Below are 24,803 nucleotides of genomic sequence, written 5' to 3' on the forward strand. Positions count from 1 at the left end.
CCACGGCGTTCCGCATCCAAAATGCTGCAGTGCAAAAAAACTCAGATGCCGGCGCCGTCGCTGACCGACTCCGACAGGGCCGCCCGGATCGTCCGGACCGTGTCGGCGAAATTGACGGTGTCCCGTTCGCGCGGACGGGCCAGGTCCACGGCGAAGTCGCGGACGATCCCGGCCGGCTTGCCGCCAAGCAGCACGACCCGGTCGGCCAGATAGACCGCCTCGTCCAGGTCGTGGGTCACGAACAGCATGGTCGTGCCGGTCTCGCCCCACAGCCGCAGCAGCTCGTCCTGCAAGGTCTGGCGGGTGATCGCGTCCAGGGCGGAGAATGGCTCGTCCAGCAACAGCAGGTCCGGCTGGACCGACAGGGCGCGGGCCAGGTTGATCCGCTGGCGCTGGCCGCCGGACAGCTGGTGGGGCCAGCGCCCGGCCATGTCGGCGAGGCCGACCAGCGACAAGGTGTCGCGGGCACGGGCCAGCCGGTCGGGTTTCGGCAGCCCGGTGCCCTCCAGACCGAAGGCGACGTTCTCCAGGACCCGGCGCCAGGGCAGCAGCCGGGCCTCCTGGAAGACCAGGGCCACCGGGCGGCGGCCCGTCCCGGCCCCGACCGGCATCCGCACCGTGCCCGCCGCGGGGGCGGTCAGCCCGGCCAGCACGCGCAGCAGGGTCGACTTGCCCACGCCCGACGGCCCGACGACCGCCGTGAAGGAGCCGCGCTCCAGCGCGGCGGTGAAGCCGGACAGCACCGGAGGGGCCGCGCCGTAGGCGATGGCGAGGTCCCGGATGTCGACGACGTTTTCGGCTAGCGCTGCCATATGAGCAACCGGTCCCTGATCTGGACGAACAGCGCGTCGGTCAGGCCGTACAGCGCCGCTATCGTGATCATGTAAACGACGACCACGTCGGTCGCCAGGAGGCTGGACGCCTGGATCATGCGCTGGCCCAGGCCGGGCACGCCGAACAGCTCGGCGGCGACCACCGCCATCCAGGCCTGCCCCAGCCCGGTGCGCACGCCGGACAGGATGCCGGCGGTCGAGCCGGGCAGCACGATCTTGACCAGCTTGGCCCAGGTGCCGCGGTGCCCGAAGGCTTCGGCCACCTCCAGCAGGTCCTTGTCGATCGCCTTGGCGGCGCCGTAGGCGGCGTAGTAGTTGATCCAGAACACGCCGATGATGATGATGAAGGTCGCGGCCGCCTCGCTGATGCCGAACCAGACGATCGCGAACGGGACCCAGGCCAGGCCCGGGACCGGCCGCAGCAGCCGGATCACCCAGGACAGCGCCGCCTCCAGCCTGTCGTAGAGCGCCGTCGCGATGCCGAGCGCGACGCCCAGCCCGGTGCCCAGCGCCAGCCCGAGCAGGTAATGGCGGAGGCTCGCCACGACGGCGTCCAGCCAGTATCCGCCGGAAATCTCGCGCAGGAAGGCCTGCGGCAGGCTGGTGGGCGGCGGCAGGAACAGGGGCGAGACCAGGCCGAGGCGCGGGACCGCCTCCCACAGGAGCAGGAAGGCGGCCAGCCCGGCGAAGGCGATCAGGGATCGTTGCATCAGCGGAACGTCACGGTGCCGGAACGGGGGCGCGCGCTCAGCGCACCGAGGCCCGGTAGAAGCTGTCGTCGAACAGCACGTCCAGATCCGCGGCCTTCTCCAGCACGCCCAGTTGCAGCTGGAAGTCCTGCATTACCCCGGTGGCGTCCTTGATGGTCATGGGATCGGCGACGAACTTGCTGGCCGGCGACACCACGGCCTTCTCGAAGGTCGCAAGGTCGGTGATGCCCTTGCCCAGGCCCTTCTGCAGGTGCTTGGCGGCCCGGTCCGGCTCCTCCTTGAGCAGGGTCGTGGCGCGGGTGTTCAGCGCCACCAGCGACTTGGCGGCCTCCGGGTTGGCCTTGACGAAGGCGCCGGTCAGCGCCAGCACGGAGCCCGGCTGGTTGGGCAGCATCTGGCCGCCCAGCGCCAGCAGCTTGGTGTTCGGATCGCGTTGCTGGACCACGGTCAGGGTCGGCTCGCGGATCGTCGCGGCGTCGACGGCGCCGGCCAGCAGCGCCTGCTGGGTCGCCTCGATCCCCATGGCGGTGATCTGGTAGGTCGCCGGATCGGCCTTCACCACGTTCTGCAGCCAATAGCGCAGCACGGTGTCGGGGACGGAGCCGGGCGGCTGGGTCGCGAAGCGGACCGGGCGGCCCTCCCGCTCGGCGAATTCCTTGAAGCCGGCGGCCGTCGCGGCGTTCGCCTGCGTGCCGAAGTCGCCGCGCCCGACCACCGTCATCTCCTCGATCGCGGCGGAGGCGTAGACCTTCACGTCGATGCCGCGGGCGCTCGCCACCATGATGGGGCCGATGCCGCCGTAATAGGCGTCGAGCGTGCCCGACGCCAGGGCGCTGATCATCGCCGGGCCTGATTCGAACTGGGTGAGCTTGAGGTTGAGCCCGGCGTCCTTGGCCCAGCCCTCGCCGTCGATGACGAACAGCTGTCCGGACCCGGCCACGGGGATGAACCCGACGCGCACGTCGGCGGCCTGGGCCCCCGTTACGCCGCCGGCGATCAGGACAGCGGCTGCGGCCGCGAACCGGCGCGCCTTGGACAACAGAGTCGACATGACGGGAACTCCCTGGACGAAAGCCGAAACTACAAGCCCGGCTATATAGAGGGAGGCCGCCACCTGCGCAAGCCGAAGTGTGAAATCCTGAATTTCACACTTTCGCACAGTGTAAATCACACCCGGGCCAGGGCCTGGTCCAGGTCCTCGATCAGATCGGCCGCGTCCTCCAGCCCGACCGACAGGCGGATGCTCGCCGGGCTGATGCCGACGGCGGCCTTGTCCTCGTCGGTCAGCTTCTGGTGGGTGCTGGTCGCGGGGTGGGTGATCAGGCTCTTGCTGTCGCCCAGGTTGTTGGAGATCTTGACGATCCGCAGGCCGTTCATCAGCCTGAACGCCTCGGCCTTGCCGCCGGCCACGTCGAAGGCGATCAGCGTGCTGCCGCCGCCCATCTGGCGCCGGGCCAGCTCGTACTGGGGATGGCTCTCCAGGCCGGGATAAAGCGTCCTGGCGATCTTGCCGTGCCCCTCCAGGAACCCGGCGACCCGCAGGGCCGCGTCGCTCTGGGCGGCGACCCGCAGGTCCATGGTCTCCAGGCCCTTCAGCAGCAGCCAGGCGTTGAACGGGCTCAGCGCCGGTCCGGTGTGGCGCAGGAACGGTCCCAGAAGCTCGGCGAACTTGTTGTCGCACAGGATGGCGCCGCCCAGGCAGCGGCCCTGGCCGTCGATATGCTTGGTCGCGGAATAGACCACGATGTCGGCGCCGAACTCCAGCGGGCGCTGGAGCACGGGGGTCGCGAACACGTTGTCGACCACCACGCGGGCGCCGGCGGCATGGGCCAGCCCGCAGACCAGCTCCAGGTCCACGATGTCGAGCATCGGGTTGGACGGGGTCTCCAGGAACACCACGTTGGCCGGGCGGCCCAGGGCCTCCCGCCATTCCTCCGCCTTCGTCCCGTCCACAAGGGTCGTCTCGATTCCGTACTGGGGCGCCAGGTTCTTGACGATGTGCAGGCAGGATCCGAATAGGGCGCGCGGCGCCACGATGCGGTCGCCCGCCTTCAGCTGGCACATCAGGGCCGCGAACACCGCCGCCATGCCGCTGCCGGTGGCGAAACAGCGCTCCGCCCCCTCGTACGCCGCCAGCCGGTCCTCGAACATGGCGACGGTCGGGTTGCGGAAGCGCGAATAGACGTAGCGCAGCCCGTCGGTCGCGAAGGCGGCCTCCGCCTCCTCCGCCGAGCCGTAGACATAGCCCGACGTCATGAAGATCGCTTCGCAGGTCTCGTCGAAGCCGGTCCGCAGGGTCCCGGCATGAACCATGCGGGTGCGCGGCCGCAGCTTCGCGGGAGTGGCCGCGGGATTGCCGTTCCCGGGGGAAACGTCGTTCTTGGGGGAAGTGTCGTTCTTGGTCATGGTGTCGTCGCTCCGCCCGCCGTTGCGGGTACGCAAAAAAGCCCCGACCGACAAGGGATCGAGGCGCGGACGCGACTCCAAACCTTTTTAGCAGCTTATTTTACGTGGCCTGCAAGCCGGTCGCCAAATCACCACGTTTCGCGGGTTCTAGCCGGAGCGGGGGAGGGCGTCAAGATCCATGTCGAAAGCGGCGCGGCCCCGTTGCCGCGCCGCTGCGCATACATACCGCCGCGCATACATCTTATTAACTATGTTTCTGTACTCAATGCCCCGGCTTCGTCTCAATCATGCTCAGACTCTCCGGGTCGCTGATGAAAACCTTCCTTAAACGGCACGCGCGGGTGATTTCGATCGTGGCGGCCCTGGCGGTGACCGGGGCGCTTACCGGCGGCGCCGGGCTGGCCTATGTCTACGCCTCCGGCTCCGGCGGTGCGGCGGCACTGCTCAGCCGGATCGACCGGGAGGAGGTCGGGCAGAGCGAGTTCGCCGATCGTCTCGCCGCCGGACAAATCGCTTCCCTGGCCGTCGCCGGCAACCGGATCGAATTCACCGACCGCGACGGCCTGCACGGCGTCACCACCGTCCTGTGGACCGATGCCCTGAGGCAGGCGGTCGCGGCCCCCGGCATCCCGATGACCGTCGAGCCGACCGAGGGCGGCGCCCTGCTGACCACCAACCGGTGGCTCGACGTGCTGCTCAAGCTGAACATGGTGGGCTTCCTGGGCTTCGCCCTGGTGTTCATGGTCGGCATGATGCGCTCGCCGGTCAAGAAGGCGGGCACCGCCACCTCCAACATCCGGTTCTCCGACGTCGCCGGCGTGGACGAGGCGCGCGCCGAGCTGACCGAACTGGTGGATTTCCTGAAGGACCCGGATCGTTTCAAGGGCATCGGCGCCGGCATCCCCAAGGGCGTGCTCCTGGTCGGTCCTCCCGGTACCGGAAAGACCCTGCTGGCGCGCGCCGTCGCGGGCGAGGCCGGGGTGCCGTTCTTCGCCGTCACCGGGTCCGACTTCGTGGAGATGTATGTCGGCGTCGGGGCCGCCCGCATCCGCCGGCTGTTCCGCGACGCCCGCAAGCGCGCTCCCTGCATCCTGTTCATCGACGAGATCGACGCCCTGGCCCGGGCGCGCGGCGCCACCTCTCCGACCGGCGGCCAGATCGAGACCGAGAACACGCTGAACCAGCTCCTGGCCGAGATGGACGGCTTCGCCCGCGCCAGCGGCCTGATCGTGATCGCGGCGACCAACCGGGTGGACGTGCTCGACCCGGCGATCGTGCGGCCCGGCCGGTTCGACCGCCATGTCTTCGTCGGCAATCCCGACATCAAGGGGCGCGCCGCCATCCTGGCGGTCCACGCCTCCCGCGTGGCGCTGGACGCCGACGTGGACCTGACGCTGGTCGCCCGCGGCACGCCCGGCATGTCGGGCGCCGACCTCGCCAATGTCGTCAACGAGGCGGCGCTCCGGGCGGCCCGCGCGGGCCGCGCCCTGGTCTCCATGGCCGATTTCGAGCAGGCCCGCGACAAGATCGTCATGGGCGGCGAGAAGGCCACCGTCATGTCCGAGGACGAGCGCCGCCTGACCGCCTTCCACGAGGCCGGGCACGCGCTGGTCGCCTGGCGCTCCAGGCACTCCGACCCGGTCCACAAGGTCACCATCGTGCCGCGCGGCCGGTCGCTGGGCATGATGGTCCGGCTGCCGCTGGAGGACCGCTTCTGCCTGTCCCGGGCGCGGCTGGAGGCGGAGCTGGACGTGACCATGGGCGGCAGGGCGGCCGAGGAGATCGTGTTCGGCAGGGATTTCGTGACGACGGGCGCCGCCGGAGACATCCAGATGGCGACCGACATCGCGACCAAGATGGTCACCACCTGGGGCATGTCCGACCGATTCGGCATGGTCGCCTACGGCCGCGGCGCCGCACCGGCCGCCGCGACCGCGGCGCGCTCCCCCGCCGGCGAGCCGGGCGCCCTGTCTCCCCAGGTCGCCGAGGAGGTGCGCGGCATCATCGACGCGGCATACCGCCGCGCATACGACCTGATCGCCGCCGACCTTCCCCGCCTGCACGAACTGGCCGACGGCCTGCTGCGGGACGAAACCCTGGACGCCGCCGCCGTCCGCGCCATCCTGGAGCGCGACATGGAACGGCCGGCGCCGTCCGGCGTCAGGCTTGTCGAGGCCGATCCCGACCATTATGAAGTGGCGGTATGAGCCGGCCTGACCGCGACCGAGCCCGCATGAACCAAGGTGCCGCAATGAAGAAGTTCCTCCTGGCCGCCGCCGTCCTCGCCCTGGCGGGATGCGCCGCCGACAAGCCCGCCGGCCCGGGCGCCGCCACGGTGACGCCGGAAGCCGCCCCCCTGGTCACGCTGGAGGACAGCGACCGCACGATCATCGACCAGACCCTTCAGACGGCGTCGCGCGGTGGCGTCGGCAAGCCGGTCCAGTGGTCCAACCCGGCGACCGGCAAGAACGGCGCCGTCACGGTGATCCGCCAGGGCTATACCCGAGACGGCAAGCTCTGCCAGGAATTCCATCTGGTCGCCAGCAAGGGCGTCGTCCGCGCCCAGCAGGTCGGCAAGGCCTGCCGCGAGTCGGGCAAATGGTCCCCCGAGGGCGGCTACACCCTGGGCAGCTGAAGCTTTCCCCAGACACCATCCGGATAGCGGCCGGGGAGATCGCCGCGAAGGCGGAAGTTCAATCTGCCGAGCGGCCCTCCACCTCCGCGAAGTTCCTGATCACGACGTCCCCCTCGGGAAATTGGGCGACGGCGGACTGATCGACCTTCGATGTCTCGCCAAGCGCGGCCTGGGTCAGGCACCGCGATTCACGCAGCTCGTGCAGCGCCATCTCGTTGCGCAGGAGGTTCTTTCTATCCTCGATCCGAGCCTTGCTTCTAGGGCTCATTTTGGATCGCAGGCCTGCGAAGCTCTTGCGTCCACTCATGGGATCAACCCTTCCTCTCTCAACTCGTCGAGATACACGTCATAGAGATCATCGCCGACCGGTGTTGTTTCTCGGTATAGCCGCTACAGATTGAAGTCATAACCGTAGGTCGGGTAGAGCGAAGCGGCACCCGACAAAGCAGGCGCGTTGATGTCGGGTGCCGCTTCGCTCTACCCGACCTACGGATTACTACGGGGTTATTACCGATTGCTTGTATTTGCCACGAGACCTAGGCGGGTATCTGATCCGAATCCTTCTCCACCTCACCCGCCCAGCATCGACCGCAGCCGGTAAAGCTCGTCCAGCGCCGCCTTGGGCGTCAGCTCGTCCGGGTTGATCGCCTTCAGCGCCTGCTCGATCGGCGACGGCCCGGCCGGTGCCGCCGGTTCAGGCTCCTTCCGCCGCAGGGCGACGCTGAACAGCGGCAGGTCGTCGGCCAGCCGGGCGACGCTGACTCCGTGCTCGCCCTTCTCCAGGATCTCCAGCACCTGCTCGGCCCGCGCGATCACCGCCTCCGGCAGCCCGGCCAGCTTGGCCACGTGGATGCCGTAGCTGCGGTCGGCCGAGCCCGCCGCGACCTCGTGCAGGAAGACCACCTCCCCCTGCCACTCCTTGATCCGCATGGTGTGGCAGGACAGTCGGGGCAGCTTGGCGGCCAGGGTCGTCAGCTCGTGATAGTGGGTCGCGAACAGCGCCCGGCAGCGGGTCGCCTCGTGCAGGTGCTCGACGCAGGCCCAGGCGATCGACAGCCCGTCGAAGGTCGCCGTTCCCCGGCCGATCTCGTCCAGGATCACCAGCGCGCGCGGCCCCGCCTGGTTCAGGATCGCCGCCGTCTCGACCATCTCGACCATGAAGGTGGAGCGCCCGCGCGCCAGGTCGTCGGCCGCTCCCACGCGGCTGAACAGCCGGTCCACCATGCCGATCCGGCACCGCTCGGCCGGAACGAAGCTGCCGATCTGGGCCATCACGGCGATCAGCGCGTTCTGGCGCAGGAAGGTGGATTTGCCCGCCATGTTGGGGCCGGTCAGCAGCCACAGCCGGTCGTCAGGCCCCAGGTCGCAGTCGTTGGCGACGAACTGCGAGCCGTCCGACGCGGTCAGCGCCGCCTCGACCACCGGGTGGCGGCCGCCCCTGATCTCAAACTCCAGGCTGTCGTCCACGACCGGCCGGCAATAGCGCCGCTCCTCCGCCAGCTCGGCCAGCGCCGTCGTCACGTCCAGCAGGGCCAGCGCGCGGGCGGCCTCGCCGATCCGGCCGGCCCGGGCGGTGACGTCGCCGACCAGCTCGTCGAACAGCGCCAGCTCGACCGCCACCGCCTTGTCCGCGGCCTCCGAGATCTTCCGCTCCAGCTCGCCCAGCTCGACCGTGGTGAAGCGGACGGCGCTCGCCAGCGTCTGTCGGTGGATGAAGGTCTCCGCCGCCTTGCCGGCCATCAGCTTGTCGGCGTGGGTCGGCGTCACCTCGATGTAATAGCCCAGCACGTTGTTGTGCCGTATCTTCAGCCCGGACACGCCGGACAGGTCGGCATAGCGCGCCTGCATCGCGGCGATCAGCCGGCGGCTCTCGTCCCGCAGGGTCACCAGGTCGTCCAGGTGGAGCGCGAAGCCGCGCGCGATGAACCCGCCGTCGCGGGCCAGCAGCGGCAGGTCGGGCGCCAGCGCGCGCTCCAGCCGGTCGATCAGGGTGGAATGCTCGCCCAGGCCCGCCGCCGCCGTTTCGATCCCGGCGGGTCCCGGCGTCATGCCGGCACCGGCCAGCGCGCGGCGCATCTCCACGGCGCGCACAAGGCCGTCGCGGACGCAGGCGAGGTCGCGCGGGCCGCCCCGGCCCAGGGCCAGCCGCGACAGCGCCCGCTCCATGTCGGGGCATTGGCGCAGCAGCGCGCGCGCCTCCGCCCGGACCCGATCCTCCGCCAGGAAGAACTCCACCATGTCGAGCCGGCCGGAGATCTCGGCCCTGTCGGTCGAGGGGGCCGACAGCCACGCCGCCAGCAGGCGGGCGCCGGGCCCGGTCACGGTGCGGTCGATCGCGGCCAGCAGGCTGCCCCGGCGCTCGCCGATCAGGGTCCGGGTCAGCTCCAGGTTCCGGCGGGTCGCCTGGTCGATTTCCATGACGGCGCCCTGGGCCAGCTGGCGCGGCGGGTTCAGCCGCGGCACCCGGCCCTTCTGGGTCAGCTCGACATAGTCCACCAGGGCGCCGGCCGCCGCGACCTCCGCCCGGCTGAAGCTGCCGAAGGCGTCCAGCGTGCCGACGCCGAACAGGTCGAGCAGCCGCCGCCGGCCGTTCTCGCTGTCGAACCGGCTGTTCGGCTGGACCGTCAGCCGGCTCTTCCACTCGCCGAACAGCTCGAACAGGTCGGGCTGCTGGACCAGCCGCTCGGGCAGCACCAGCTCCTGCGGATCGAGTCGCTGCAGGGCGGCGGCCAGACCGTCCCGGCTCACCGGCTGGAGCGTCAGCTCGCCGGTGGACAGGTCCAGCCAGGCGAGCCCGGTGCCGCCCGCCGTCTCGGCCAGCGCGCCCAGGAAATTGTTGGCGCGGGCGTCCAGCAGGCTGTCCTCGGTCAGCGTGCCGGGGGTGACGACCCGCACCACCGCCCGCTTGACCACCGACTTGCCGCCGCGCTTCTTGGCCTCCGCCGGGTCCTCCATCTGCTCGCAGATCGCGACCCGATGGCCGTGGCGGATCAGGCGCAGCAGGTAGTTCTCGTGGCTGTGGACCGGCACCCCGCACATCGGGATGTCCTCGCCGTTATGCTGGCCGCGCCGGGTCAGGGTGATGTCGAGCGTCGCCGCCGCGGCGACCGCGTCGTCGAAGAACAGCTCGTAGAAGTCGCCCATCCTGTAGAACAGCAGGCAGCCCGGATGGGCCTGCTTGATCTCCAGGTACTGCGCCATCATCGGAGTCGAGGCGGGCGGGGCGGCGGGGGAGGCAAGCGTTGTGTCGGGCACGGCAACCGGATCGGTGTCGGGGAAGGTGTTCTCGGGAAGTTTCTTCTCGGGGGATCTCATGGCGGCGCCACCCTAGCACGCCGGACGCACCATGGCCTAGGCACGCGGCTGCGCCGGGGCTAGACTGTCCCGAGCGACTATGAAACAGGCACGTACACGGGGGAATGCACCATCATGGCCAGGACCAAAGCCAAATCCGGAAGGGTGCGCGAGATGGTGGCCCTGTTCGAGAACCGCCCCGATTTCGACCGGGCCGTGGTGGCCCTGATGCGGGCCGGCTTCGACCGCACCGACCTCAGCGTTCTGTCCAGCCACGAGTCGATCGACGTCGCGGGCCGGCCGGCCATACCGCGGGACGAGGCGCTGACCGCGCTCCTGGGCGATCTCAACTACGCCTTCCCGCTGACCACCGCCGGCCTGATCGCGATCGTCGGCGGCCCGATCGCCGGACCCATCGCGGCGCTGGTGGCGGCCGGGGTCGGCGGCGCCGCGGTCAAGGAGTACCTGGACGAGGTGACCGCCCACCCGGAGACCGACGATTTCGCCCGCGCGCTGGAGGCCGGCGGCGTGATCCTGTGGGTCTGCGTCGACGACGACCCGGAGAAGGAGCGGCGGGCGCGCGACGCCCTGACGGGGGCGGGCGGACGCAACGTCCATGTGGCGGAGCGTGAAAAGGCGGCAGAATCCGGCGCCGGCGACAGTTGACCGGCATCGGCCGATCGCCCCGGCTGCCGCTTTTTATCGGAGGGTACTTCACCGCTTCCGCGTTCCTTCCCCTCTCGCGCCGATTCTTCTTCTTCGTTGTTGAAGGATCCGTGACAGCCTCGGCTCCCCGGCGGCGTCACCCGATCCAGCCACGGCGAGGTCAAGGTCATGCGCGAAGCGGATACACCGTCCGATAGGGCCGGCGACACGGGGGGAGCGGACGGGCCGCCGCTCCAGCGCTCCATCGGCATGACCCAGATGGCTTTCTACGCGCTGGGCAGCATGCTGGGCGCCGGCATCTACGGCCTGATCGGCAAGGCGGCCGGCCAGATGGGCAACGCGATCTGGCTGGCCTTCCTGGTCAGCATGGTCGCGGCGCTGCTGACCGGCCTGTCCTACGCCTCGATCGCCAGCCGCTACCCGAAGGCCGCCGGAGCCGCCTACGTCACCCAGCGGGCCTACCGCCAGGCGATGCTGACCTACGTGGTCGGGCTTGCGGTGATGTGCTCCGGCCTGACCTCGGTCGCGACCCAGTCGCGCGTCGTCGCGGAGAACCTGCAGCAGCTCGGCATGCTGGAGGGGGTGCCCTTGACCATGTTGGCCCTGGGCTTCCTGCTGCTGCTGGCCGGCATCGTGTTCCGCGGCATCCGCGAATGCATGTGGCTCAACGTCCTGTGCACCACGGTCGAGGCGTTCGGCCTGATCCTGGTCATCGCGGTGGGGTTCAGCTACTGGGGCTCGGTCGACCTCCTGGAAACGCCGCCGCCGCCCGACACGATTGGTGGGGCGGCCGGCGGGGCATCGGGCGGCGTCGGCGGCATCACGGCGCTGCTGGTGATGCAGGGGGCGGTCCTGACCTTCTTCTCCTTCATCGGGTTCGAGGACTCCATCAACGTCGCGGAGGAGGTCAAGAACCCCCGCAAGGTGCTGCCCTGGGGCATCATGCTGGCCATGGTCGCGGCGACGCTGATCTATATCGCGGTCTCGATTACCGCCGTCTCGGTCGTGCCTTGGCAGGAACTGTCCGGCGCCGCCGGGCCGCTGACCGAGGTGGTGAGGCGGGCGGCGCCCTGGTTTCCGCCGGTGGCCTTCCTCGGCATCACCGTGTTCGCTGTCACCAACACGGCGCTGCTCAACTACGTCACCGCCTCCAGGCTCGCCTACGGCATGGCCCGGCAGGGGTTGCTGCCGGACGTCCTGCGCCGGGTCCACCGGACGCGCCGGACGCCCCACGTGGCGGTGCTGGTCCTGCTGGCGATGATCACCGGCCTGGCCCTGCTGGGCGACATCACCCAGCTCGCCTCGGCGACCGTGCTCCTGCTGCTGCTGGTGTTCGCGATCGTCAACGGCGCCCTGGTGATCCTGAAGCTGCGCCCCGGCGAGCCCCCGGGCGGCTTCGAGGTGCCGATCTTCGTGCCGGCCCTGGGAGCCGTGGTCTGCGCGGCCCTGCTGGTCAACCGCTTCGCCACCGGCGACTGGCAGGCCCCGATGATCGCGGGCGGCATCCTGGCCGGCATCCTGGGCCTCTACGCCCTGATGCGTCCCCGGCACGTGGAGGAGGACGACCTGGCCGCGGCGGCGCAGGCGGAGCCGGCGGAATGAGGATGGATCATTCCTCACGCCCTGTTCCTTCCGCCCTCACTCTTCCCGCCCTCACTCTTCCCGCCCTCACTCTTCCCGATAGCCCTTGTCGCGCATGCATTTGGCGAAGATCTCCCGGCGGTAGGAGAATTGCGGGGTTTCCGGGCTCGGGCGGCGCGGATAGCCCCGCAGTTGCATCTTGACGTCGACCTGCTCGGCGCATTCGCTCTCGGCGACGGACTGGGCACTCCGGGTCGGCTCCCACCGCGTCGCATTGTCGCTGCCCGAGCAGGCGCCGAGGATCAGCAGGGCCGCCGCGGTCGGGGGGAGCGTTTTCCGGACCATTCTCTTCCTTGTCCCGGCCGGTTCCGACGAACCTTAACCAACTAAGGGTTAATCATCGCCCCGGGGCAAGCCAGTCTCGCGATTACAACCGGCTTGCGGAGCAATTTCACTATGATACCGTTCACCACAAGATAACAGGCCTACTTCCCCCTGACTTTCGTTATGGGTACGCGCCATCGGGGCTCGGGGGAAATCCGGCCGCCACCATGATCGTCCGCGGCTTCACCCCTGCGCCCGCCGCGGGCCGTCCAAGAGGAAACGTATGTCCGAACAAGACAAGCGCGTGACCGAGGAAGAAGCCCTCCTGCTTCATTCCAGCGGCCGCCCCGGCAAGCTCGAGATCGCCCCGACCAAGCCGCTGACCACCCAGCGCGACCTGTCGCTCGCATATTCCCCCGGCGTCGCCGTGCCGTGCCTGCGCATCCAGGAAGATCCCTCGACCGCCTACGACTACACGGCCAAGGGCAACATCGTCGCGGTGATCTCCAACGGCACCGCGGTGTTGGGCCTGGGCGACCTGGGCGCCCTGGCGTCCAAGCCGGTGATGGAGGGCAAGGCCGTCCTGTTCAAGCGGTTCGCCGACGTCGACGGCATCGACCTGGAGGTGGACACCTCCGACGTGGACGAGTTCGTCAACTGCGTGCGCTTCCTGGGGCCGTCGTTCGGCGGCATCAACCTGGAGGACATCAAGGCGCCGGACTGCTTCATCATCGAGCAGCGCCTGCGCGAGCTGCTGGACATCCCGGTCTTCCACGACGACCAGCACGGCACCGCGATCATCGCCGCCGCCGGCCTGATCAACGCGCTGCACCTGACCGGCCGCCGGATCGAAGACATCAAGATGGTGATCAACGGCGCCGGCGCCGCCGCGATCGCCTGCGTCGAGCTGTTCAAGTCCATGGGCCTGCCCCATGACAGCGCGATCCTGTGCGACACCAAGGGCGTGATCTACCAGGGCCGCACCAACAGCATGAACCAGTGGAAGTCGGCGCATGCGGTCAAGACCGAGGCGCGGACCCTGGCCGAGGCGCTGGAAGGCGCCGACGTGTTCCTGGGGCTGTCGGCCAAGGGCGCCGTCACCCAGGACATGGTCAGGTCCATGGCCGCCAAGCCGCTGATCTTCGCGCTGGCCAACCCCGACCCGGAGATCACCCCGGAGGAGGTGCGCGCCGTCCGATCCGACGCGATCATCGCGACCGGCCGGTCCGACTACCCCAACCAGATCAACAACGTCCTGGGCTTCCCCTACATCTTCCGCGGCGCCCTCGACGTGCGCGCCTCCACCATCAACGACGCGATGAAGATCGCCGCCGCCCGCGCCATCGCGGCGCTCGCGCGCGAGGACGTGCCGGACGAGGTGGACGCGGCCTATTCCGGCCGCCGGCTGCGCTACGGCCCGGAATACATCATCCCGGTGCCGTTCGACCCGCGCCTGATCGTGACGATCCCGCCGGCGGTGGCCCAGGCCGCCATGGAGAGCGGCGTCGCGCGCAAGCCGATCATCGACATGACCGGCTACCGCAACGGGCTGCGCACCCGGCTCGACCCGACCGCCGACAGCCTCCAGCTGATCTTCGAGAAGGTCAAGGCGAACCCCCGGCGCGTCGTCTTCGCCGAGGGCGAGGAGGAGCGGGCGATCCGCGCCGCCCTGGCCTACCGTGCCGCCGGCTACGGCACGCCGATCCTGATCGGCCGCGAGGAGGTCATCCGCGACCAGCTCGTGACGCTGGGCCTGTCGCCGGAGCAGACCGGGCTGGAGATCCACAACGCCCGCCTGTCCGATGCCAACCGGCGCTACTCCGACTATCTCTACCGCCGGCTCCAGCGCCGGGGCACGCTGCTCCGCGACTGCCAGCGGATGGTCAACCAGGACCGCAACGTCTTCGCGGCGCTGATGGTGGCCCAGGGCGACGCCGACGCCATGGTGACCGGCCTGACCCGAAGCTTCGCCACCTGCTACAAGGATATCACCCTGGTGATCGACCCCCGCGCCGGCCAGCGGGTGTTCGGCGTTTCGGTGGTGGTGACCCGGAAGCGCACCGTCTTCATCGCCGACACCACGGTGAACGAGCTGCCGACTACCGAGGAGCTGGCGGAGATCGCGATCCAGACGGCCGCCAAGGCGCGCCAGATGGGCCACGAGCCCCGAGTCGCCTTCCTGTCCTTCTCCAATTTCGGCCAGTACATGCGCGGGCGTGCCGAGCATGTGCGGGACGCGGTGGCGATGCTCGACCAGCGGCGGATCGACTTCGAGTATGACGGCGAGATGTCGGCCGACGTGGCGCTCGACCACGACCTGATGAAGCGGCTCTATCCGTTCTGCCGCCTGTCGGGTCCGGCCAACGTGCTGGTCATGCCGGCGCTTCACGCGGCCAACATCGGCGCCAAGCTGCTGCAGAAGATGGGCGGCGGCCAGCTGATCGGCCCCCTGCTGATCGGCCTGGACAAGCCGGCCCAGGTCGTCCAGATGGGCGCGTCCGTGTCGGACATCGTCAACGCGGCGGCCCTGGCGGCGCACGACTCGCTGCAGTGGTGACCGGCCTCCGGGATGTTGGACCCCTCCCCTGCGGAAGGGGTCCTTATCTTCCGCGGAAATTAATGTTTTGTGACGCAGGTTCGCCCGGGCGTGAAAGGATGTAATGTGTGGTCTAGTAACGACCGTTCATTACTTGCGACCCGACCGCTCCGAGCCATCATGCCCTCACCGGTAGTTCCGACGACGATACCGCTTCTTCTCGGCGGGCCTCTGGTGCTGGCGCTCGGGGTCGTCCTGCTGGGGCTCGCCGCCGTGGGCGCGGTCACCTGGGGCGCCGCCGGGGTGGGGTTCCTGTCCGCGGTCGCGGCGGCGGCGCTGGCGACGCGCGTCTACCGGCGCGATGCCGCCGACGTCGCCACGTATCTCCAGTCCCTCGGCGACGCCGGGGGCGTCGTCCCCATGCCCGAAGCCCTCTCGCCGACGGCCCGCCTGCTTGCGGCGTCGGCCTCCAGGACCCACGGCGAGTGGCTGGAGCGCGGCGAACGGCTGCGCGCCGGGCTGGAAGCCACCGAGCAGATCCTGGAAGCGCTCCATGACCCGCTGATCCTGATCGCGTCGGACCGTCGGGTGACGCTGGCCAACATGGCGGCGCGGGGGCTGTTCGGCGACCGCATGGCCGACCGCGACCTCGCGGCGACGCTCCGCAACCCGCACCTGCTGGGCGCGGTCGACGCCGTGCTGGCCGGCGGCGCCTCGCGCATGGTCGAGTTCAGCCTGCCGGTCCCGGTGGAGCGGGTCTTCGAGGCGCGGGTCAAGCCGTTCCGCCGCGACGGGTCCACCATCATCATCCTGACCCTGCACGACATCACCGCGATCAAGCGGTCCGAGCAGATGCGCGCCGACTTCGTCGCCAACGCCAGCCACGAGCTGCGCACGCCGCTCGCCACCCTTCTGGGCTTCATCGAGACCCTGCGCGGCCCGGCGCGCGACGACGCCGAGGCGCGCGACCGCTTCCTGGGCATCATGCACGACCAGTCCGGCCGCATGTCGCGGCTGGTCAACGACCTGCTCTCCCTGTCCAGGATCGAGCTGGACGAGCATACGGCGCCCACCGGCCGGGCCGACCTGGGGCGCATCGCCCGCGGCGCCGTCGCCGCGCTGGAGCTGAAGGCCGCCGCGCGCCGGATCCGCCTGCACCTGGACCTGCCGGACCGGCTGCCCCCGGTCACCGGCGACGAGGACCAGCTCGCCCAGGTCCTGCAGAACCTGATCGACAACGCGGTCAAGTACACCCGCGACGGCACCGAGGTGCGGATCGCCCTGGCGCTGGTCGAGCCCGGCGGGGGCGGCCCGGCGAGCGCCGTGGTGCCGCTCCCCGCCGGGGGCCGGCGCGCGGCGCCCATGGTCTCGGCCTCCGTGTCCGATTGCGGCGAGGGCATCGCCCGCATGCACCTGCCGCGCCTGACCGAACGGTTCTACCGGGTGGACCCCGCGCGCAGCCGGCAGCTCGGCGGCACCGGCCTCGGCCTCGCGATCGTCAAGCACATCGTCAACCGCCATCGCGGTCGCCTGACGATCGAGAGCGACGTCGGAAAAGGCAGCACCTTCACGGTTTTCCTCCCTGTCGCGGCCGAGGAAAAGGCCGCCGATACCCGCAGGGCAGGCGGCTCCGCGGCATAGTCGCCTCTCGGTCGCGGGTGTCATCAAACTGTCATCCCGCCGTAGTAATTGTATCGCCGATCGCCGTTAAGGTCCGCGCCGAAGCCGCCGGTACTCAGGTGCCGCGGAAAAACAGGGCTTTTGGTCCGTATTTTGGCGAATTGGCTGGAGGATTAGATCGTGATCAACAAGAAGCTCGCCGTGGCGGCGCTCGCCGCCCTCGCTTCGACCGTCGCGCTGACGGGTGGCGCCCAGGCCCAGGGCCGCGACCAGATCCGCGTCGTCGGCTCGTCCACGGTGTTCCCCTTCACCAGCGCGGTCGCGGAGACCTTCGGTCGGACCGGCAAGTTCAAGACCCCGGTCGTCGAGTCCACCGGCACCGGCGGCGGCATCAAGCAGTTCTGCGCCGGCGTGGGCGTCCAGCATCCGGACCTGACCAACGCGTCGCGCCGCATCAAGAAGTCCGAACTGGAGAGCTGCGCCGCCAACGGCGTCACCACCGTCAGCGAGCTGGAAGTGGGCTTCGACGGCATCGTCTTCGCGAACTCCAAGGCCGCGACGAACACCGACTACACCATCAAGCAGATCTGGCAGGCGCTCGCCAAGCAGGTCGTCGTGAACGGCCAGGTCGTCCCGAACCCCTACAAGACCTGGAACCAGATCGACCCGTCCCTGCCCAACAAGGAGATCGAGGTGCTCGGCCCGCCCCCGACCTCGGGCACCCGCGACGCCTTCGTCGAGCTGGTGATGGATGTCGGCTGCGCCCAGTTCCCGGAAGTGAAGGCCCTGCCGGCCGACCAGCAGAAGGCGGTCTGCAACCAGATCCGCGAGGACGGCGCCTATGTGGAAGCCGGCGAGAACGACAACCTGATCGTCCAGAAGCTGGTCGCCAACAAGGACGCGTACGGCATCTTCGGCTACAGCTTCCTCGACCAGAACATGGACAAGCTGCAGGGCGCCAGGATCAACGGCGTGGCACCTGAGCTGGACAACATCGCGGACGCCAAGTACCCGGTCGCCCGTTCCATGTACGTGTATGTCAAGAACCAGCACGTGGACGTCATCCCCGGCATCCGCGAGTTCCTGGCCGAGTACACCAGCGAGAAGGCGTTCGGCGAGGACGGCTACCTGGAGGCCAAGGGCCTGATCCCGCTGCCCAAGGCCAAGCGCGAGAAGGTCCGGACCGACATCCTGAACCTGACCCCGGTCACGATGTAATCGCCGGCTCCCCGCCTGCCGGCGCCTTCCCGCGCCGGCAGGCGGGAGTTTCCGGCAGACAGTCGCCCTCAAATCCCGACGGGTCCCGATGTCAGTATCACTCTTCCTAGCGGTTCTCGCCGTGCTGGCGTTTGTGGGATTCCAGCTCGGCAAGTCCCGGGCGGTGGTCACGGCCGGCGGCAGGCTCTCCACGCTGCACTCCGTGCCGTCCTACTACGGCCTCTACGTCGCCATGTGGGTCGGCCTTCCCGCCCTCATGCTGTTCGCCCTCTGGACCGGCCTCGAAGGGTCGATCGTGGACGGCATGGTCCGCTCCAGCCTGCCGGCCGCCTTGGCGGGATTGTCGCCCCAGGAAATCAACCTGATCATGGTCGACATCCACAACCTGGCCTACGGCAACATCACCAGCCGCGTGCCCGACCCGGCCCTGCTGGCGGCGGCGGAGCACTACAAGAGCCTCCGGGGGATCGGCAACGGCGCCCTCGCGGTCGTCATGCTCGCCATCGCCTGCGCCGGCCTCTACTATGCCCGGCAGCGGATCGAGCCCGGCCTGCGCGCCCGCAACCAGGTCGAGAAGGTCGTCAATATCTTCCTGATCCTGTGCTCGCTGGTGGCGATCCTGACCACGGTCGGCATCGTCCTGTCGCTGCTGTTCGAGGCGATCCGGTTCTTCACCAAGGTGCCCCCGACCGAGTTCCTGTTCGGCCTCCATTGGAGCCCGCAGACCGCGATCCGCGCCGACCAGGTGGCGTCCGACGGGTCGTTCGGCGCCGTGCCGCTGTTCACCGGCACCCTGCTGATCGCCTCGATCGCCATGGTGGTCGCGGTGCCGTTGGGCCTGATGAGCGCCATCTACATGTCGGAATACGCGCCGGCCAAGGTGCGCGGCACGGTCAAGCCCGTCCTGGAGATCCTGGCCGGCATCCCGACGGTGGTCTACGGTTTCTTCGCCGCCCTGACCATGGCGCCCTTCGTGCGCGACGTGGGCCAGAGCCTCGGGCTCGGCGTCAGCTCGGAGTCGGCGCTCGCCGCCGGCGTCGTGATGGGCGTCATGATCATCCCCTTCGTCAGCTCGCTGTCGGACGACATCATCAACGCGGTGCCCCAGTCGCTCCGCGACGGCTCCTACGGCCTCGGCGCCACCAAGTCGGAGACGATCCGGCAGGTGGTGCTTCCGGCGGCGCTGCCCGGCATCGTCGGCGGCGTCCTGCTGGCGGTCAGCCGCGCGATCGGCGAGACCATGATCGTCGTGATGGCCGCCGGCCTCGCCGCCAACCTGTCGGCCAACCCGCTGGACGCGGTCAGCACCGTCACCGTCCAGATCGCCACCCTGCTGGTCGGCGACCAGGAGTTCGACAGCGCCAAGACCCTTTCGGCCTTCGGCCTCGGCCTCGTGCTGTTCACCGTCACCCTCGGCCTGAACATCATCGCCCTCCGGGTGGTGCAGAAGTATCGGGAAAAATATGACTGACATCATCAGCTCACCCCGGGCGGCCGCGCCGTATCAGACCGACGACTTCGCCGCCCGCCTGAAGAAGCGCTACGCCGCCGAGCGGCGCTTCAAGATGTACGGCATGGCCGCGATCGGCGTGGCGCTGGCCATGCTGGCGGTCCTGCTCGCCAGCATCGTGGCCCAGGGCTACACCGCCTTCGCCCAGCACGACCTGGCGCTGGAGATCCATTTCGACCCGGCCGAGATCGATCCGCAGGGCACCCGCGACCCGAACACCCTGTCCAACGCCAACTACGCGGCCCTGGCGCGCAACGCGCTGCTGGCGGTCTTCCCCGAGGTGGAGTCCAGGACCGACCGGCGCCGGCTGACCGCCATGATCAGCAACGGCGCCGCGTTCGAGCTGCGGCAGATGGTCATGGACGACCCGTCCCTGATCGGGACCCGCAGGACCGTGAACCTGGCCCTGGCGAGCGACTACGACCAGCTCCTCAAGGGCAACATCGACCGTCGCGTGCCGGAGACCGACCGCAAGGTCACCGACCAGCAGATCGCCTGGATCGACAAGCTGGTCGCCAACGGCAACATCGTGAACGGCTTCAACTGGCGGCTCTTCCTCAACGGCGACAGCCGCGACCCGGAACTGGCGGGCCTGAAGGCGGGATTGGTCGGCTCGCTGCTGACGCTGATGGTGACGCTCGGCCTCGCGATCCCGATCGGCATCTCCGCCGCGGTCTACCTGGAGGAGTTCGCGCCGAAGAACAAGCTGACCGACCTGATCGAGGTCAACATCAACAACCTCGCGGCGGTGCCCTCGATCGTGTTCGGCCTGCTCGGCCTCGCGGTGTTCCTCAACGTCTTCAACATGCCCCGGTCGGCCCCGGTGGTCGGCGGCATCGTGCTGGCGCTGATGACGCTGCCGACCATCATCATCGCCGGCCGCGCGGCGCTGAAGGCGGTCCCGCCGTCGATCCGGGAGGCGGCGCTGGGCGTCGGCGCCTCGCCGCTCCAGGTGGTGACCCACCACGTGCTGCCGCTCGCGATGCCCGGCATCCTGACCGGCGTCATCATCGGCATGGCCCACGCGCTCGGCGAGACGGCGCCCCTCCTGATGATCGGCATGATCGCCTTCATCGTGGACACCCCCTCGGGTTTCGGCGACGCCGCGACGGTGCTGCCGGTGCAGATCTTCATGTGGGCCGACAGCCCGGAGCGCGGCTTCGTCGAGCGCACCTCGGCCGCGATCATGGTCCTCCTGGCCTTCCTGATCGCGATGAACGCGATCGCCGTCGTCCTGCGCAAGCAATTTGAAAGGCGTTGGTAAATGACCGCCCAGACCCAACTCGGCCAAACACAGACCGGAACCAGCGCGATCCCCGGCGTCGAGGCGCGCTCCGCCGCCGGCATGCTGGCAGGCGTCGCGAACAAGATGGATGCCAAGCAGGTCAAGGTGTACTACGGCGCCAAGCAGGCGCTGAAGGGCATCGACCTGGCGATCCCGGAACGGCAGGTCACCGCGCTGATCGGCCCGTCGGGCTGCGGCAAGTCCACGTTCCTGCGCTGCCTCAACCGCATGAACGACACGATCGGCATCGCCCGCATCGAGGGCCTGATCACGCTGGACGGCCAGGACATCTACGACAAGGCGATCGATCCGGTCCAGCTCCGCGCCCGGGTCGGCATGGTGTTCCAGAAGCCGAACCCGTTCCCCAAGTCGATCTACGACAACATCGTCTATGGTCCGCGCATCCACGGCCTTGCCAGCCGGCGGGAGGAGATGGACGAGATCGTCGCCAAGAGCCTGCAGCGCGCAGGATTGTGGAACGAGGTGAAGGACCGCCTGAAGGAGCCGGGCACCGGCCTGTCCGGCGGCCAGCAGCAGCGCCTCTGCATCGCCCGCGCCATCGCGGTCAGCCCCGAGGTGATCCTGATGGACGAGCCATGCTCGGCCCTCGACCCGATCGCGACCGCCCATGTGGAGGAGCTGATCGACGAGCTGCGGGAGAACTACACCATCGTGATCGTCACCCACAACATGCAGCAGGCGGCCCGCGTGTCCCAGCGCACCGCCTTCTTCCACCTGGGCGACATGGTGGAGGTGGGCGACACCGAGGAGATCTTCACCAATCCCCGCGACGAGCGGACCCAGGGCTACATCACCGGCCGCTACGGCTGAGCCGGCCCCGCCGGCTTGATCGGCGGGACGTCATTCGGGATAATCGGGCAATTCAGGGAAGCGGCGCATGAGCAACGAGCACATCGTCAAGTCGTTCGCGCAGGAACTGCAGCGGCTGGCGAATCTGATCACGCAGATGGGCGGCGTCGCCGAGGCCCAGGTGGAGGCGGCCGTTCAGGCCGTCGTCCGCCGCGACACGACCATCGCGGCCCAGGTGATGCAGTCCGACCTCCGGGTCGACGGCTACGAGCGGGACGTCGACGCGGAGACGCTCCGCCTGCTGGCCCTGCGCCAGCCCATGGCGTCCGACCTGCGCGAGATCGTGTCGGCGCTGAAGATCGCGGCCGACCTGGAGCGGATCGGCGACTACGCCGCCAACATCGCCAAGCGGTCGATCGCCCTGGCCCAGGTGCCGGCGGTCCGTCCGGCCGCCGCGATCCCCCGCATGGGCCGGCTGGTCCAGGAGATCATGAAGGATGTGCTCGACGCCTTCATCGAGCGCGACGTGGAGAAGGCGGTGGCGGCGCGCCGCCGCGACGAGGAGCTGGACGACCTCTATACCAGCCTGTTCCGCGAGGTCCTGACCTACATGATGGAAGACCCGCGCAACATCACGCCCTGCACGCACCTTCTGTTCATTGCCAAGAACCTGGAACGGATCGGCGACCACGCGACCAACATCGCCGAGACGATCCATTTCCTGGTGATCGGGCACCCGCTGACGACGGAACGCCCCAAGGGTGACGAAAGCAGCTATGCTGTCGTCACCCCCGAGCCGGAAACGCAGGACTAGTTTGGAACAAGGCATCCCATGAATTCGGCGCTGAAACCCCTCGTCCTCATCGTCGAGGACGAGGCGGACCTCGTTACGCTCCTCAAGTACAATCTCGACAAGGAGGGCTTCCGCACCCTTTCCGCGGGAGATGGCGAGGAGGCGCTGCTGCTCGCCGCCGAGCAGACGCCCAACATCGTCCTGCTGGACTGGATGCTGCCGCTGATGTCGGGGCTCGAGGTGTGCCGCCAGATGCGGCGCAACCCCAAGACCCGCGACATCCCGATCATCATGCTGACGGCCCGCGGCGAGGAGGCGGACAAGGTCCGCGGCCTCAACTCCGGGGCCGACGACTATATCGCCAAGCCCTTCTCCCCCACCGAGCTGGTCGCCCGGATGCGCGCCGTGCTCCGCCGCGCCAGCCCCGGCTTGGCGGAGGAGATGCTGCGGTTCAACGACGTGGTGATGGATCTGGCGGCCCACCGGGTGCGCCGCCAGGGCCGCGACATCCATCTGGGGCCGACCGAGTTCCGCCTGCTGCGCCACTTCATGCAGCATCCCGGCCGGGTCTTCTCGCGCGAGCAATTGCTCGACCTGGTCTGGGGCCACGACGTCTATGTGGAGCCGCGCACCGTCGACGTGCATATCCGCCGGCTGCGCAAGGCGCTGAACGAGGAAAACGACAACGACCTGATCCGCACCGTCCGCTCGGCGGGCTACGCGCTCGACGTCAAGGGCGGCGCCGCCTGATCCCGGTCCTGGAGACGCCCCGGCTGGTCCTCCGGCCGCTGGAGCTTTCCGACGCCGGCGCGGTCCAGGACGTGTTCCCCCGGTGGGAGATCGTGCGGTTCCTCGCCGACCATGTGCCATGGCCCTATCCGGCCGACGGCGCCCTCTCCCATATCCGGGACGCAGCACTTCCCGCCATGGCGCGGGGCGCCGAATGGCACTGGTCGATCCGCCCCCGCGCGGAGCCCGACCGGCTGATCGGCATCGTCAGCCTGATGGACAAGCTCGACGATAATCGCGGCCTGTGGCTCGATCCCGCCTGGCAGGGGCGGGGCCTGATGACCGAAGCCAGCGCCGCCGTCATGCATTTCTGGTTCGAAACCCTCGGCCGCCCCGTCCTCCGGGTCCAGAAGGCCGAGGTGAACCTGCGGTCCTGCCGGCTGTCGGAACGCGACGGCATGCGGCTGGTCGGCATCCACGAAAGGGGCTTCGTCTCGGGCCGCTTCCCCGCCGGGATCTGGGAAATAACCCGGGAAGAGTGGCGCCGCCGGTAATCGGCCGGCGGATTCAGACGAACAGCATGTTGCCGTCGCCGGGAGCCCCGTTCAGCAGCGTGACGACGCCGCCGGTCACCACCGGCACGTCGTCGCGCAGGGCGGACGCGTCCAGGCCGATCGCCTTCAGCGCCATCTCGCAGACCATCACGGTCACGCCCAGGGCGACGCAGGCCTCCAGCAGTTCCTCGAACTCGGCGAGGCCGCTGCGGCCGAAATGGGCGTTGCGCTCCTCCGGCGACGAGCCGTCGTCGGCAGGGTCCAGCCCGCGCCAGCCATCCCCGGCCTTCAACGCCAGGACCGCCCGGCCGGTGAAGAACAGGGTGGCCTTGCGGTTGGTCGCCGCCGCGGCGCTCGCCATCACCAGCGCGTAGTGGACCCGGTCGAACCCGCCGGAGAACACCACCAGCGACAGCGTCGAAGCCCCGCTCATGGCAGGGCTCCGTCATGCCCGGACGGATGCGCGGACAGGTCCGTGATGGTCGGATGCCGTCCGCACAGCGGGCATTCCGGATCGGGCTGGACCCGGACCTTGTGGAAGCTGGTGTGGAGCGCGTCGTACATCAGCAACTGTCCGGACAGGCTGTCCCCGATGCCGAGCAGCTCCTTCAGGACCTCGATCGCCTGGATCGAGCCGACGGCGCCGGCCAGCGCCCCCAGCACGCCGCCTTCGGCGCAGCTCGGCACCAGCCCGCGCGGCGGCGGTTCGCGGAAGATGCAGCGATAGCAGGGATTGGGACCGCCCAGATAGGACTTGAAGGTGGAGATCTGCCCATCGAACCGGAGCATGGCCGCCGAAACCAGCGTCCGGCCGCCCAGATGGCAGGCGTCCGCCAGCAGGTAGCGGGCGGCGAAATTGTCGGTGCCGTCCGCCACCACGTCGTAGTCGGCGATCAGCCCCATGGCGTTGGCCGCGGTCAGCCGCTCCCGGTGGACATCGAGCCGCACGTCCGGGTTGATGGCCTCCAGCCGCGCCCGGGCGCTCTCCACCTTGGGCGTGCCGATCGAGCCGGTGTCATGGATGATCTGGCGCTGCAGGTTGGACAGGTCGACCACGTCGGGGTCGATCACCCCGATGGCGCCGACGCCCGCCGCCGCGAGATAGAGCAGCAGCGGCGAGCCCAGCCCGCCGGCCCCCACCACCAGCACTCGCGACTTCAGCAGCACCTCCTGCCCGATGCCGCCGACCTCCGGCAGGATGATGTGGCGGGCATAGCGTTCGACCTGCGCGTCGGTGAAATCCATAGGGTGCTGACCTGGTGTTTGCTTGTTTCCGCCCGCCGATATGGCCGGACTTCT

22 protein-coding genes and 1 riboswitch are annotated in these 24,803 nt (G+C 69.2%); of the genes, 13 read left to right on the forward strand and 9 right to left on the reverse strand.

The annotated features are described in order from the left end of the window. Window positions 1–41 precede the first annotated feature (41 nt). From JL100_RS29620 to metZ, 4 genes are all read right to left on the reverse strand, one after another. On the reverse strand, window positions 42–812 hold the full coding sequence (locus JL100_RS29620; RefSeq protein WP_202680947.1) for an ABC transporter ATP-binding protein: 771 nt from the start codon (window positions 810–812) through the stop codon (window positions 42–44). Continuing rightward, window positions 800–1,543 carry an ABC transporter permease gene (locus JL100_RS29625; protein WP_202680948.1) on the reverse strand — a complete coding sequence of 248 codons (744 nt, stop codon included), beginning with the start codon at window positions 1,541–1,543 and terminating at the stop codon, window positions 800–802. Before JL100_RS29625 ends, JL100_RS29620 begins: the two co-directional genes overlap by 13 nt. Window positions 1,544–1,580: 37 nt before the next feature. Further along, entirely contained in the window at window positions 1,581–2,594 is a 1,014-nt protein-coding gene (locus JL100_RS29630; protein ID WP_202680949.1) for an ABC transporter substrate-binding protein, read from the reverse strand. A 116-nt stretch (window positions 2,595–2,710) separates the two neighbouring features. Next, window positions 2,711–3,949, reverse strand: a complete 1,239-nt coding sequence (metZ, locus tag JL100_RS29635) for an O-succinylhomoserine sulfhydrylase (RefSeq protein WP_202680950.1) — start codon at window positions 3,947–3,949, stop codon at window positions 2,711–2,713. Between the two features lie 66 nt (window positions 3,950–4,015). Continuing rightward, a riboswitch (SAM riboswitch) is annotated at window positions 4,016–4,094 on the reverse strand. Window positions 4,095–4,260: 166 nt separating this feature from the next. Between metZ and ftsH the strand changes: the two genes are divergently transcribed. Further along, window positions 4,261–6,156, forward strand: a complete 1,896-nt coding sequence (gene ftsH, locus JL100_RS29640; RefSeq protein ID WP_323378353.1) for an ATP-dependent zinc metalloprotease FtsH — start codon at window positions 4,261–4,263, stop codon at window positions 6,154–6,156. Window positions 6,157–6,200: 44 nt separating this feature from the next. Continuing rightward, entirely contained in the window at window positions 6,201–6,584 is a 384-nt protein-coding gene (locus JL100_RS29645) for an RT0821/Lpp0805 family surface protein (protein WP_202680951.1), read from the forward strand. Between the two features lie 58 nt (window positions 6,585–6,642). Here JL100_RS29645 and JL100_RS29650 read toward each other — a convergent pair whose 3' ends face one another. Then, window positions 6,643–6,891: a hypothetical protein gene (locus JL100_RS29650; protein WP_202680952.1), complete on the reverse strand. Its 249-nt coding sequence runs from the start codon at window positions 6,889–6,891 to the stop codon at window positions 6,643–6,645. Between the two features lie 263 nt (window positions 6,892–7,154). Beyond that, the gene (gene mutS / locus JL100_RS29655) at window positions 7,155–9,899 is read right to left on the reverse strand and encodes a DNA mismatch repair protein MutS (RefSeq protein ID WP_407696931.1); all 2,745 of its coding nucleotides are present in this window, start codon (window positions 9,897–9,899) and stop codon (window positions 7,155–7,157) included. A 114-nt stretch (window positions 9,900–10,013) separates the two neighbouring features. Between mutS and JL100_RS29660 the strand changes: the two genes are divergently transcribed. Together JL100_RS29660 and JL100_RS29665 are read left to right on the forward strand one after the other, a co-directional pair. Beyond that, window positions 10,014–10,544 carry a hypothetical protein gene (locus tag JL100_RS29660; protein ID WP_202680953.1) on the forward strand — a complete coding sequence of 177 codons (531 nt, stop codon included), beginning with the start codon at window positions 10,014–10,016 and terminating at the stop codon, window positions 10,542–10,544. Between the two features lie 168 nt (window positions 10,545–10,712). Then, the gene (locus JL100_RS29665; protein ID WP_202680954.1) at window positions 10,713–12,146 is read left to right on the forward strand and encodes an APC family permease; all 1,434 of its coding nucleotides are present in this window, start codon (window positions 10,713–10,715) and stop codon (window positions 12,144–12,146) included. Window positions 12,147–12,212: 66 nt separating this feature from the next. On the opposite strand, the gene JL100_RS29670 is transcribed toward JL100_RS29665, so the two are convergent. After that, window positions 12,213–12,470 carry a hypothetical protein gene (locus tag JL100_RS29670; protein WP_202680955.1) on the reverse strand — a complete coding sequence of 86 codons (258 nt, stop codon included), beginning with the start codon at window positions 12,468–12,470 and terminating at the stop codon, window positions 12,213–12,215. 262 nt (window positions 12,471–12,732) lie between these two features. Here JL100_RS29670 and JL100_RS29675 point away from each other — a divergent pair, with 262 nt between their 5' ends. The 9 genes from JL100_RS29675 to JL100_RS29715 all read left to right on the forward strand — a co-directional run bounded on the left by JL100_RS29675 (window position 12,733) and on the right by JL100_RS29715 (window position 23,504). Then, complete coding sequence (locus JL100_RS29675) at window positions 12,733–15,006, forward strand: NADP-dependent malic enzyme (protein ID WP_202680956.1); 2,274 nt, start codon at window positions 12,733–12,735, stop codon at window positions 15,004–15,006. A 159-nt stretch (window positions 15,007–15,165) separates the two neighbouring features. Next, a complete protein-coding gene (locus JL100_RS29680) occupies window positions 15,166–16,626 on the forward strand; it encodes an ATP-binding protein (RefSeq protein ID WP_202680957.1) in 1,461 nt (486 codons plus the stop codon). Between the two features lie 159 nt (window positions 16,627–16,785). After that, window positions 16,786–17,823 carry a PstS family phosphate ABC transporter substrate-binding protein gene (locus tag JL100_RS29685; protein ID WP_202680958.1) on the forward strand — a complete coding sequence of 346 codons (1,038 nt, stop codon included), beginning with the start codon at window positions 16,786–16,788 and terminating at the stop codon, window positions 17,821–17,823. A gap of 88 nt (window positions 17,824–17,911) precedes the next feature. Continuing rightward, entirely contained in the window at window positions 17,912–19,294 is a 1,383-nt protein-coding gene (gene pstC, locus JL100_RS29690) for a phosphate ABC transporter permease subunit PstC (protein WP_202680959.1), read from the forward strand. Then, window positions 19,287–20,597, forward strand: coding sequence for a phosphate ABC transporter permease PstA (gene pstA / locus JL100_RS29695; RefSeq protein ID WP_202680960.1), 1,311 nt, complete (start codon window positions 19,287–19,289; stop codon window positions 20,595–20,597). Before pstC ends, pstA begins: the two co-directional genes overlap by 8 nt. Before the next feature lie 81 nt (window positions 20,598–20,678). Further along, window positions 20,679–21,449 (forward strand): phosphate ABC transporter ATP-binding protein PstB, encoded by a 771-nt coding sequence (gene pstB / locus JL100_RS29700; RefSeq protein WP_202681198.1) that lies wholly within the window; start codon window positions 20,679–20,681, stop codon window positions 21,447–21,449. A 67-nt stretch (window positions 21,450–21,516) separates the two neighbouring features. Further along, window positions 21,517–22,242 (forward strand): phosphate signaling complex protein PhoU, encoded by a 726-nt coding sequence (gene phoU / locus JL100_RS29705; RefSeq protein ID WP_202680961.1) that lies wholly within the window; start codon window positions 21,517–21,519, stop codon window positions 22,240–22,242. Between the two features lie 18 nt (window positions 22,243–22,260). Next, window positions 22,261–22,971: a phosphate regulon transcriptional regulator PhoB gene (phoB, locus tag JL100_RS29710; RefSeq protein WP_158047900.1), complete on the forward strand. Its 711-nt coding sequence runs from the start codon at window positions 22,261–22,263 to the stop codon at window positions 22,969–22,971. 71 nt (window positions 22,972–23,042) lie between these two features. After that, on the forward strand, window positions 23,043–23,504 hold the full coding sequence (locus JL100_RS29715; RefSeq protein ID WP_456115305.1) for a GNAT family N-acetyltransferase: 462 nt from the start codon (window positions 23,043–23,045) through the stop codon (window positions 23,502–23,504). Window positions 23,505–23,517: 13 nt separating this feature from the next. On the opposite strand, the gene JL100_RS29720 is transcribed toward JL100_RS29715, so the two are convergent. Beyond that, the gene (locus tag JL100_RS29720; protein ID WP_202680962.1) at window positions 23,518–23,937 is read right to left on the reverse strand and encodes a DsrE family protein; all 420 of its coding nucleotides are present in this window, start codon (window positions 23,935–23,937) and stop codon (window positions 23,518–23,520) included. Beyond that, window positions 23,934–24,749 carry a HesA/MoeB/ThiF family protein gene (locus JL100_RS29725; RefSeq protein WP_202680963.1) on the reverse strand — a complete coding sequence of 272 codons (816 nt, stop codon included), beginning with the start codon at window positions 24,747–24,749 and terminating at the stop codon, window positions 23,934–23,936. Before JL100_RS29725 ends, JL100_RS29720 begins: the two co-directional genes overlap by 4 nt. Window positions 24,750–24,803 lie beyond the last annotated feature (54 nt).

The sequence above is a fragment of the Skermanella mucosa genome (assembly GCF_016765655.2).
GTDB classification, from domain to species: Bacteria; Pseudomonadota; Alphaproteobacteria; order Azospirillales; family Azospirillaceae; genus Skermanella; species Skermanella mucosa.

Bases quoted from the DNA above. Each gene is read 5' to 3' on its own strand.
- JL100_RS29675 (WP_202680956.1), top strand. From the start codon at position 12,733: ATGTCCGAACAAGACAAGCGCGTGACCGAGGAAGAAGCCCTCCTGCTT.
- JL100_RS29650 (WP_202680952.1), bottom strand. From the start codon at position 6,891: ATGAGTGGACGCAAGAGCTTCGCAGGCCTGCGATCCAAAATGAGCCCT.
- JL100_RS29670 (WP_202680955.1), bottom strand. From the start codon at position 12,470: ATGGTCCGGAAAACGCTCCCCCCGACCGCGGCGGCCCTGCTGATCCTC.
- JL100_RS29725 (WP_202680963.1), bottom strand. From the start codon at position 24,749: ATGGATTTCACCGACGCGCAGGTCGAACGCTATGCCCGCCACATCATC.
- pstB (WP_202681198.1), top strand. From the start codon at position 20,679: ATGCTGGCAGGCGTCGCGAACAAGATGGATGCCAAGCAGGTCAAGGTG.
- ftsH (WP_323378353.1), top strand. From the start codon at position 4,261: ATGAAAACCTTCCTTAAACGGCACGCGCGGGTGATTTCGATCGTGGCG.
- JL100_RS29665 (WP_202680954.1), top strand. From the start codon at position 10,713: ATGCGCGAAGCGGATACACCGTCCGATAGGGCCGGCGACACGGGGGGA.
- JL100_RS29720 (WP_202680962.1), bottom strand. From the start codon at position 23,937: ATGAGCGGGGCTTCGACGCTGTCGCTGGTGGTGTTCTCCGGCGGGTTC.
- phoU (WP_202680961.1), top strand. From the start codon at position 21,517: ATGAGCAACGAGCACATCGTCAAGTCGTTCGCGCAGGAACTGCAGCGG.
- pstC (WP_202680959.1), top strand. From the start codon at position 17,912: ATGTCAGTATCACTCTTCCTAGCGGTTCTCGCCGTGCTGGCGTTTGTG.
- mutS (WP_407696931.1), bottom strand. From the start codon at position 9,899: ATGAGATCCCCCGAGAAGAAACTTCCCGAGAACACCTTCCCCGACACC.
- JL100_RS29660 (WP_202680953.1), top strand. From the start codon at position 10,014: ATGGCCAGGACCAAAGCCAAATCCGGAAGGGTGCGCGAGATGGTGGCC.
- pstA (WP_202680960.1), top strand. From the start codon at position 19,287: ATGACTGACATCATCAGCTCACCCCGGGCGGCCGCGCCGTATCAGACC.
- JL100_RS29630 (WP_202680949.1), bottom strand. From the start codon at position 2,594: ATGTCGACTCTGTTGTCCAAGGCGCGCCGGTTCGCGGCCGCAGCCGCT.
- JL100_RS29645 (WP_202680951.1), top strand. From the start codon at position 6,201: ATGAAGAAGTTCCTCCTGGCCGCCGCCGTCCTCGCCCTGGCGGGATGC.
- phoB (WP_158047900.1), top strand. From the start codon at position 22,261: ATGAATTCGGCGCTGAAACCCCTCGTCCTCATCGTCGAGGACGAGGCG.
- metZ (WP_202680950.1), bottom strand. From the start codon at position 3,949: ATGACCAAGAACGACACTTCCCCCAAGAACGACGTTTCCCCCGGGAAC.
- JL100_RS29625 (WP_202680948.1), bottom strand. From the start codon at position 1,543: ATGCAACGATCCCTGATCGCCTTCGCCGGGCTGGCCGCCTTCCTGCTC.
- JL100_RS29620 (WP_202680947.1), bottom strand. From the start codon at position 812: ATGGCAGCGCTAGCCGAAAACGTCGTCGACATCCGGGACCTCGCCATC.
- JL100_RS29680 (WP_202680957.1), top strand. From the start codon at position 15,166: ATGCCCTCACCGGTAGTTCCGACGACGATACCGCTTCTTCTCGGCGGG.